The organism is Candidatus Margulisiibacteriota bacterium (assembly GCA_031268855.1).
Taxonomy (GTDB): domain Bacteria; phylum Margulisbacteria; class Termititenacia; order Termititenacales; family Termititenacaceae; genus Termititenax.
Genome location: JAIRWS010000050.1, coordinates 1 through 9,161, shown reverse-complemented (window position 1 = coordinate 9,161; position 9,161 = coordinate 1). Strand labels below are relative to the sequence as shown.

4 protein-coding genes are annotated in these 9,161 nt (G+C 45.4%); 2 read left to right on the top strand and 2 right to left on the bottom strand.

Annotated features, from left to right (window positions below; translation table 11 throughout):
- The coding region (locus LBJ25_03245; GenBank protein MDR1452972.1) for a ketol-acid reductoisomerase at positions 1–204 on the top strand (204 nt) is incomplete at its 5' end.
- Here LBJ25_03245 and LBJ25_03240 read toward each other — a convergent pair.
- Positions 196–7,122: a hypothetical protein gene (locus LBJ25_03240; protein ID MDR1452971.1), complete on the bottom strand. Its 6,927-nt coding sequence runs from the start codon at positions 7,120–7,122 to the stop codon at positions 196–198. The genes LBJ25_03245 and LBJ25_03240 overlap by 9 nt on opposite strands.
- Positions 7,123–7,299: 177 nt before the next feature.
- Between LBJ25_03240 and LBJ25_03235 the strand changes: the two genes are divergently transcribed.
- Positions 7,300–8,907, top strand: a complete 1,608-nt coding sequence (locus LBJ25_03235) for a hypothetical protein (GenBank protein ID MDR1452970.1) — start codon at positions 7,300–7,302, stop codon at positions 8,905–8,907.
- A gap of 135 nt (positions 8,908–9,042) precedes the next feature.
- On the opposite strand, the gene LBJ25_03230 is transcribed toward LBJ25_03235, so the two are convergent.
- Positions 9,043–9,144, bottom strand: a complete 102-nt coding sequence (locus tag LBJ25_03230; GenBank protein MDR1452969.1) for a transposase — start codon at positions 9,142–9,144, stop codon at positions 9,043–9,045.
- Between the last annotated feature and the right edge of the window lie 17 nt (positions 9,145–9,161).

Sequence of the window (9,161 nt, the reverse complement as noted above, 5' to 3'; positions counted from 1 at the left end):
GACGCTTCGGTCAAAGCCAGAATGAAAGATGTGCTAAAACGCATTCAGAGCGGCGAATTTGCCGACGAGTTTGTCAAAGAGTGCAAGGCCGGCAAACCCAATATGGATAAACTGCGCGCCAGGGCCAAAGCACAGCAGATCGAAAAAGTCGGCGAAGAGCTGCGAGCGAAGATACCGTTTTTGAAGGGCGGAAAATTACTGTAAACGGAAATTTCTTTCCTGCTGGCGCCTGAAAGTTTCGCGCTTTTTCTGAAAGGCTTGTTCTTTTTGTTCCAGCTGCATTTTAATAATCTTTAACTGGATATAAGTCTCGCTGTTTTCTTGATCATTCAGATATTCCGCCAAAGCCTGATTATAGGCTTTTTGCAGACTTTCAACCTCCACCCAATCTGCCGCCAAAAGCGCCGCGGCATACTCAACGTCTGCTTCGGCATCCAACGCCAACACTTCACGGCTGTTCTTTCTTTGTTCAACATATTCGGAGATCCGCGCGCGCTGATCCGGCGGCACCTTAACTCCGCCGCACCACTCGATGATATAGAGCTTCAAATCCTGGGAAATATCCGCGGTGGCTATGTCTATTTCCTGCTCGGCGTTCTCCGGCGCGTCGAATAAATTTGCGATAACTTCCTGGTCGTGCCCAGCTTCTTCCACAGCCGCGCGCGCCGTCACGTTTTGCTTCTCAATCTCCCCGCGGGTTTTATTCTGTTCATGCCGTTTAGCAAAAAATTGCGCCCATATTCCAGCCACATCGTTATTGCTGGGGGAGTAATGATAATTACCGGACGCCAAGCCCTGTTTTTGCAGCGATTCCGCCTGTGCTTCCTGGACAGCCAGCGGCGCAAAATTTTGAGCATACAAAGTTTGCGCGGCAGTTAAACCGGATAGCAGCGAGGCTGTCGAACTCCCGTAAAACGTAGACAGCGGGATCAGCTCCTGGATCAATTTCTCGTATTCCGTCAAATCACTGAAAAGCGGCGCCAAAGCCAGCGCAGCGGTTTGCATGTTTTTATATTCCTCAGTCGCCGCAAATTCCTCCGGTGTTATTTCTTTGTCCGCAACCTGTTTTTGCAATTTTTGAAAAGCTGGCAAATGTTTATTGATATAATCCAGATTCTCCCGAAAGACTTTAATATTGTCCGCCGCGTCTCGTTCCGCCTGCGCCAGTTCCGCTTTGGCCTGCGGCAGACGCGCGTTCAAGGCATTTAATTGTTCTATGTTAGTTTCCAGCATCTTTTTCAAAAGATAAGTCTGCTGCCCGACCGCCGCCTCGTCCAAACCTTCCAAATTTAATTTGGCCAGCGCGCCGGCATAATCTCCCGCCTCAAATAATTCCAGCGCCGGCTGTAGATGCGTGCTGTAAAAAGGATGATCCAGCGGCATTGCGGCAAAAGCTTCAGCAATTTGAGCTTTTAATTCTTCCTGCCGGCTTTCGCCGGCAGCAATTTCCCGGTGCAGATCAGCCAAACGATTACTATTCAGCAGTTGATCCAGCCGTGACTTTACAATGCCGTTGGTAATTGCTTTGGCCGTCAACTTACTAATATCGCGGATAAACTGCTCGACCAATTTATGGGTCTGTTCTAAAAAGCCGTAAGATTTTTCGGTTTCCGCCAAAGCCAGGTCCGCCGCGGCAGACGCGCTTTGCACCCGCATTTTTTCCGCTGGAGTAAGCCCGTCGAGATCCGGCAGCGCTTGTTTTTCCTCCTCACCTTTTTTAACGTATTCAAGATAACCGGCCTTGAGCAGCGGCAGGAAAGAATTAAGCGCTTCGGTAAAATTTTTGAGCCAGGCGCTCGAGGAATCGTTGAGGAAAGGCGCCGTCATTTCCAGCGCCGAGATCGCGTAATCAAAACATTTTAACTCCAGCTGCAGCCTTTGATTTTGTCTCTCGTTTTGTCTTTTGATAATTTCACTCGCGCCTTTTTTCAGGCTGTCCATAATTTGCTGAACAAAACGTTTATGCAGATCGGCAAATTCCCGCAAAAATGACGTGGTTTCCGCAGCGGCGGCGTTCAGCACGCCGTGCACATTGCCGCGGCCTTCGGAAAACTCGGCGCGCACATTCAATAACTGCTCTTTGAGTTTATGCAGCCGGTCAATAATAGTATTGATATACTCCAGCTGGGCTTTGTCCTCCACCGCAAAACCGTACTCGCTGACGTTATTTTTATAATTCAGAGCCTCCAGCAGCAGCTTTTCCTCCGCTTCGGTCAGCCGGTTAAAACCCAGTTCTTCCGCCAGTTCGCCAGCAGTCAAATCTTCGGCGGTCAGCCGGTTGACTGCGTCCAGCATGGTGTCATTGATATCCTTGAGCAGATAAAGCACTTCAGACGAAATAGTAGTCAACTGTCCTACGGCGTTGGCTTGATCCATATTCAAGCCGCAAGCATAACCCATAGAGGCAAAAGTTGTGGACAAAATACTGGTAGTAAAACTGCGCTGCATTTCCGTCGCGGCAAAATTACGTTTGGTCTGCAGATCGGCTATCGAGTAGACCTGCTCGGTCAGAATATTCCATTCCTGCAGCGCGGTTTCTTTATTGATCGCCGTGAGCGCGGCAGTCAGTCCAGCGGTTGGGGCAGTTTTCTCGGCTAACTCCGTATGCACAATATCCCGCGCTTTTTGCCGCGCGGATTGCAAAGCAGCTAAAGCCTGCTCCATGATCAATTGTCTTTGCAATTTAGCGTACTTTTTTAGGAAAACCCGCTGATCCACCGTCACATTGCCGCGGTCGTCTTCGACCCAGAGCTCGGGAGATTTAAAACCCGACAACCCGGCGGACAGACCGCCGTTATTCGGATTTTTCTGATTTTCTGCCTGCAGTTTCAGATCGGAATCACCGATGATTAGATTAAAAATATTATCCTTATTTTGGCCAAAAAGATTGTTGACCTGGCTGTAAATAAAAGCGTCATTCAAGTTGTCACCGCTTTTGGCAATTTGACTCTGTCCCGCCAGCAAACCGCTAAAAACAGAAGCCAGAATATTGTAGCCGGCTTTATCCAGCTCGACCTGCATGTCCACACGCTTATTGATAGCCTGCGCCTGAATATTGGCCAAATAAGCTTGTTTCTGCACGATGTCCTGCAGCAGCGCCAAATCCTGTTTAGCAACGATCTTAACGGTCGCACTCTGAGTGTCGGTTTTGATGTCCGTCAGTTCCTGATGCACCACATTGCGGCTATTTTTCTGCGCGGCATTGAGCGCTATCTCCAATTCCTTTTCGATCTGCGTCCACTTGATCTCTTCCATCAACTGCAAATATTTTTCATAATCTAGCGTCTTTTTGTTTTCCGTCAAATCTCGCAGCATAGCGCTGGAATTAGTCAAAGCACTGCTGTACACCGCATAAAAATCCGTGCTGTTTTGACTCTGCCCTTGAAAATTTGCCGCGGCATTAGGATTGTAAACAGCATTTGTTTTGGCCGTATATTTACCATAATAACCGAAAGCCGCTTCGCCGGTGCTGCGGAACAGCGCGCCCAGCACTGTGCCGCCCGTGCCAAACGTCATGATATCTATCACGCCGAAAAACATTTTACTCATGATGCCAAAACCGGTATTAAAGTTAAGCTGCTTGATCTGCTCTTCCGCTTCTTTGCGCTGATTATAAGCATCGGCGATTTGAATTTCCTTTTGTCCCAAAACATTCATTTTTTCGACCAGCTCGGTCGCTTTTTGATTGACCACATTTTCGGCATATTTGCTGGTCACCGCGCCGGGCAGGGATAATTCCGCAGCCACATTATCGCGGCCCTGGTGCTGGGACTTTTGGACCATCTCGATCAGCCGCAGAGCATTGACCAGCGCCTGCACGCGCAAAGAGTTCTGCGCATAGAGAGTGTTGTCAAACTCCAAATAACCATTGTTATGTTCCAACGCGCTGTTCTGCGCTGTAATGTTTTGCTGCATCAATTCCAGATCGAGCACATCCAAATATTTCTGGCCGCTCGTTATTTGTTCCTGTGCGTTTTGCAATTCGGTCTGTAAATCGGCCAATTCGTCCTGCGCGCGCAGCCACTCTTCCGTATTTTCTTTACCCGCACTTTCCAGTCCGGCCAGTTCTTGTTTTTTGATCTCTATGTTTTCCTTCAGCTTTTGTTCCAGAGCTTGTTTCTCCGCTTGTTTATCCTCTAATTCCTGCTGGTGTTTTCTTAACTCCGCGGCTTTTTTCTGCAGACTAATACTGTCCATTTGTTTTTGGGAGGTGTGTAGCAGCATGAGCTGTTCTTCTATATTTTCCTGTTGTTTGAGCGCATTTATTTCTATACGACTGCTGCGTATACTTTGCACAACTGTTGTAATGGTAGTAACCACACTTAAAGCTACCGGAGCGAAACTAATGCCGACCACCCCAAAAAGAACTGAAGCGAGAAAAGAAACAATTCCTCCGATCAATAATGTCCAGAGATCCGCATGCTCCTGTTTACGCTGCTCTTCAATTGCTTTCTTCATGGTTGATTCCGCGATTTTGTTATGGTTATTTACATAATCAGAAATTTCTTTCATTCTTGTATTTACATAATTGGTCAACGACTGCGTTTGTTTATCATTTAATTTTTCAATATTCATCTTTTGGTAACCGGATTGCTCGATCATGATCTGCTGTATAGCGTTGCGGCTGTCGCCCTTGGCCTGCGTTAGCATGGTAATTAACTTTTGCAAATTGGCGGCAAAAAGAATTCTTTCTTTGTATTCATCGAATTTGTCTGTTCTCATGATCAGAAAAGGAGAATCCACAGTTTTAAAAAATTGCTTAACGGTACTCATTGGCCTATTTTTCCATTCCCTCAATAGCGTTTTCGTGGAACGGATATTTTCCAACGCAGAAACATATAAATTATTCTGATTGTATCTAGTTTCCATTGCATCCAGCCATACCAATATTTTATCGATACATTGATCGAGAGCCGCCTTATCATCTTGCGTAACACAACGCTCTAATTCCGCTTTAAAATCGCTGGTTAAAAAAAGAAAACTAGCGGCTGGTTGCTCATCACCGGCGCCTTTTAGGACCCAAGCTTGATACTCTTCAATAAACTCTTCATCATAACTTAAAGTAATTAACGCTTCCGTAACATCCTCGTTGATTATGGTGCCAAGTATTTCGGCGTCAAGCTCTGGTTTATACGGTGATTGTTCTGTAGGGGGCGCGGTTTCTTCCACGATTACCCTTACTGTGGCGGTGCTTGTCAGTCCATGAGCATCTGTAACCGTCAACTCAAATGTGTAAATCCCCATTTGCAAATTGCTTATTTCGGTGCTTGACAAACCGCTGTTGGCAATAGCGCAGGTATTTGGCCCACTGAGCTGTTTCCATTTATAAGAGATATAATCGCCGTCCGGATCAACAGCGTTGCCTCTCAATGTGGCAGTATTGCCTTCGGATAATCTAACTACGATATCTTCTCCGGCGTAAACTTCTGGTGGGTTTGAAACAACCACCAAAACTTCGTCAGTGTGTGTCGCTCCGTTAGAATCCGTCACAGTTAATTTAAATTTATAATTTCCAGCTTGTAACCCACTTATATTTGCTGTAGGTGAAGAACTATTGCCAATAGCGCAAGTGCTGGGACCGCTAATTTGCTCCCATTTGTAGGTCAAAGCATCATTATCTGGATCATAACCACTGCCTTCCAATGTCACGGTGTTGCCTTTGGATAAATCGACCAAACGGTCTGTTCCGGCATAGGCCGTCGGCGCCCTGTTTGCCGGAGGTGGAGGATCTGTACCATCCGGAGGAATTGTGGTAGCGCCACCAGTATTACCACCAGCAGCTGTTCCATTGTCGGCTAGAAAGCCATTGGCAACCAGCGCGGCAGGATTGGTTCTACTCATTCTAGCAAGCTCATTGAGAGCATTTACGTTCGCATTATATTCCTGATACTGCACAGAATTGCTAGGATATTTATCCCTGATAATAGACTGCGCCAGGGCTATTGTTTCAAGATGTACGGCTAGTCCATTCCAATCACCATTGTTAGCATATTCTTCTATTTTTGCGGCCTGAATATCCGTAAGCTTAAAGTTACTTTTTACCGTGCTATTAACCACATAAATGTGCTCCGGCACACCAGCCGCCGAACGGAATGTAACGGCATTTCCTGCGGCTGAAACATCGGCTAAAGCTTCGCCTTTAATTTGTGTGTCGTTATAACTGAAATACACCGTGAAATTGTTTTGTTTTGTTTGCGTCAACTCGGATAATGCGCCAATATTCTTGCCGTTAGCAAAAGCTGGATCCAAAATATAACTCTGTCCGTTCTCGTCCTGATACTCCACATACACATGATCACCGTACAGAGGATCACTGCCAGCTATAGCGGCCACGCGGCCGTTGGCCTCTTCATAACTTAATCCTTCTTGCCTTAACAAAGCGATCAGCGCCGAAGCCAGCAAATTGGTCAGGTCTTCGCAGTCGCCGCTTTTATTAGCAATAGTCTCCTCAACGAAATTCCAGCTGTCTGAAGCGTCCGGCACGTACTTAAAATTATTGACAATATAATTATAAAGTTTGACCACCTTATCCTCGAGACTGACACTGCCATCATTCAAACCGGAAATACCAGCAAGCAGTTTCTTGACTGCCGGACTATATGGATCAATATAGTCAGACACGCTATTAAAGCTATCGGTTTTTTCTGAATAACCATAAGCCTCGTCCACAATAGCCGTGCCGTCCGCCGCGCGTTTTACCGTGTAGTAGGAATCCTTATTTTCAACCAGCTTTTCTTTTTGATCGTATTGCTTGAGATTATAAATATAATTACCATCATCTTTTGGCGCAGTTTTGCTTGGACGGTCTTTAGCATTGGATTTTGTGTTCAACTCTGCGGAGTCAAGCTGCACGCCGGTCGTTTTGATTTTGTTTCTGCCGAAAAGCTTTGGTATAAATCCGGAAAAAAACGCTTGATTGAGTTTTTGTTTGGCCTTTATTTTTTTATTTCGGCCAACCAGTTGAGGTTTCGGCAATACTTTAGTCCGAATAAAAGCCGCGTCCTTGCTGTCCGCGCCAGAAATATCATCATCCATACTGGAAATAAACGCCTCTCCGCCATCGGCAAGATTAACGTTATACTCATCGCTAGATTCCAGTAGTACTTTATTGGCATTTTCCATAAACTTTACGCCTTTCTATATAATATATCGTTTTTTTCTGCTCCAAACTTGCGTGCAATTTTTTCTGTCTTCTAACGATATCCTAGTATAAAAACCAGAAATGTGGGTACAGTTATGCAAGAATATATCAATATTTATCGATATATTTAGAAACACAATCTTTCAAGGAGGATACTGATGAGAATAACCGACCAGAATTTAAATCCCAATTATGTCCCATATTTACAAGATGCGGACAACGTTGAATCCGGAGGCAATGGAGATGGAGAAATTAACGAACAAGAACTCCAAAAAGCCCTGCAGTTGATATTGGACGGTAAAAAGATATCCGAACTATCAGCTCAAGAACAAAATTTACTGCGGACTTATGCGGATAACCATGCTAACGACGACCCCATTGATACCCCGGAAGAAATAAGCGCCGCTATTGAAGCTATAAAAAAGGCGCTCACGGATCAAGAAAAAAGTCTGGAAGATTTTTTCTATACAGATAGAGGGCTGAATATCGCTGTGCCAGCCAATGTGCCGGACTCTCCCCCTGCATCTGCCGAAAAAGAAAAAAAAGAACCAACAATTGATATTGAAACCGGATATGAAGGCAGATTTGGGGATGACATTAATCAGCACGGAATCAAGACTGATGTAACTATCAAAGGAGAAAATTCAGAATTAAACGCCAGTACATTCCTATCATTTAATGACCTTAATAAGCCAGAATTCACATTGGCTATTAATGCATTTCTGAAAAACTGGTATCTTGGCGGCGGTGATTTGACAACTCCTCTTGGCTTTTTACAACAATACAATCCTAATACAATTTTTCCAGGTATTAATGCCAGCACTCCATCATTCGCCAATGGCATAATTAGCGCTGGCGCTTTTGCTTATGCCTACGCGCCGGGAGCCACGCAAAGCATGTACAATTTAGTTGAAGCTCTAGTCAATAATGATGTTCCAGTCACCGTGATCGGTGGAAATTTGACCATAGATATTCCTAATACTGGAGTAAGAATAATTCCTTATGGAGGATATATTTCTGGACAGGTTCCGGGTGACATTGAGGCGCCTGACCAAGCAGCTATGGATCAATATTATGATAATCTGACGACCTGGATTACGAATGGTATGCAGGGCGAAGAACCGCAAATGCCTGGAGGCGCTATACCTATGGTCAAAGAGGGGGGCGGCATATACGGTCTCAGCGCTGGCTGGCAGCATACATTTCATCCGGGTGGTAATCCTCTAAACCTCGATATAAATGCCGCAATAGAAGGCTGGACAACCAGGTATCAATCTGGCGTCCGCGAAGGACAGCCTTATGAACAAAAATTAGGTTTTGGGATTAGCGCTGCGGCTAAATATATTGTGGGTCAATGGTCATTTTCCGCTTATGTCGGCATCGGCGATTCCATAACTTGGCTGCAAAGTCCCGGCAATCCCAATGAATTTGACCAGACCGCTCTGCACGCTTTTCAAACCAATACCGGCCTGGAAGTCCGCTGGGATTCCAAGAAAGAAATCTATTTTTTCGTGCGCGGGAATTTCTATACTGAAACAAAAGATATCTCAGAAATCAATTATAATATGGATAATGTACCTGACTCACCAAAAAGAGTTACTACCGGAAGTGACACCAATATACGTGGCGATATTTTTATAGGTGTTGGCGGACATCCGGACAGATGGGAATGGCCGAAAAAAGCCAGGAGAGCCATCAACAAATTCTTTACATGGCTTGGAGAAAAACTGGGAATCGGCAAAAGCAAACCGTTTCAGTCCCAATAATCGCACAGTAAAACTATTTTAAATAAAAGGACAGAGAATTAAATATTCCGCAGCGCACTCCCCAAGCGCCCAGCCGAGATTCTACCATTTTCCGGCATGTTCCCCTATCAGGTCGGAAGACAAGGGTAACACTTTTTAGGTTTTAATTTTAACAGATTCGAGGAATTTATCCGGGGTTAAAAACTTGAGGGAACCGTGAGGGCGCACAGCGTTATAATCATGTTCCCACTTGCGCAAAGCGAGGCGGAAACCTT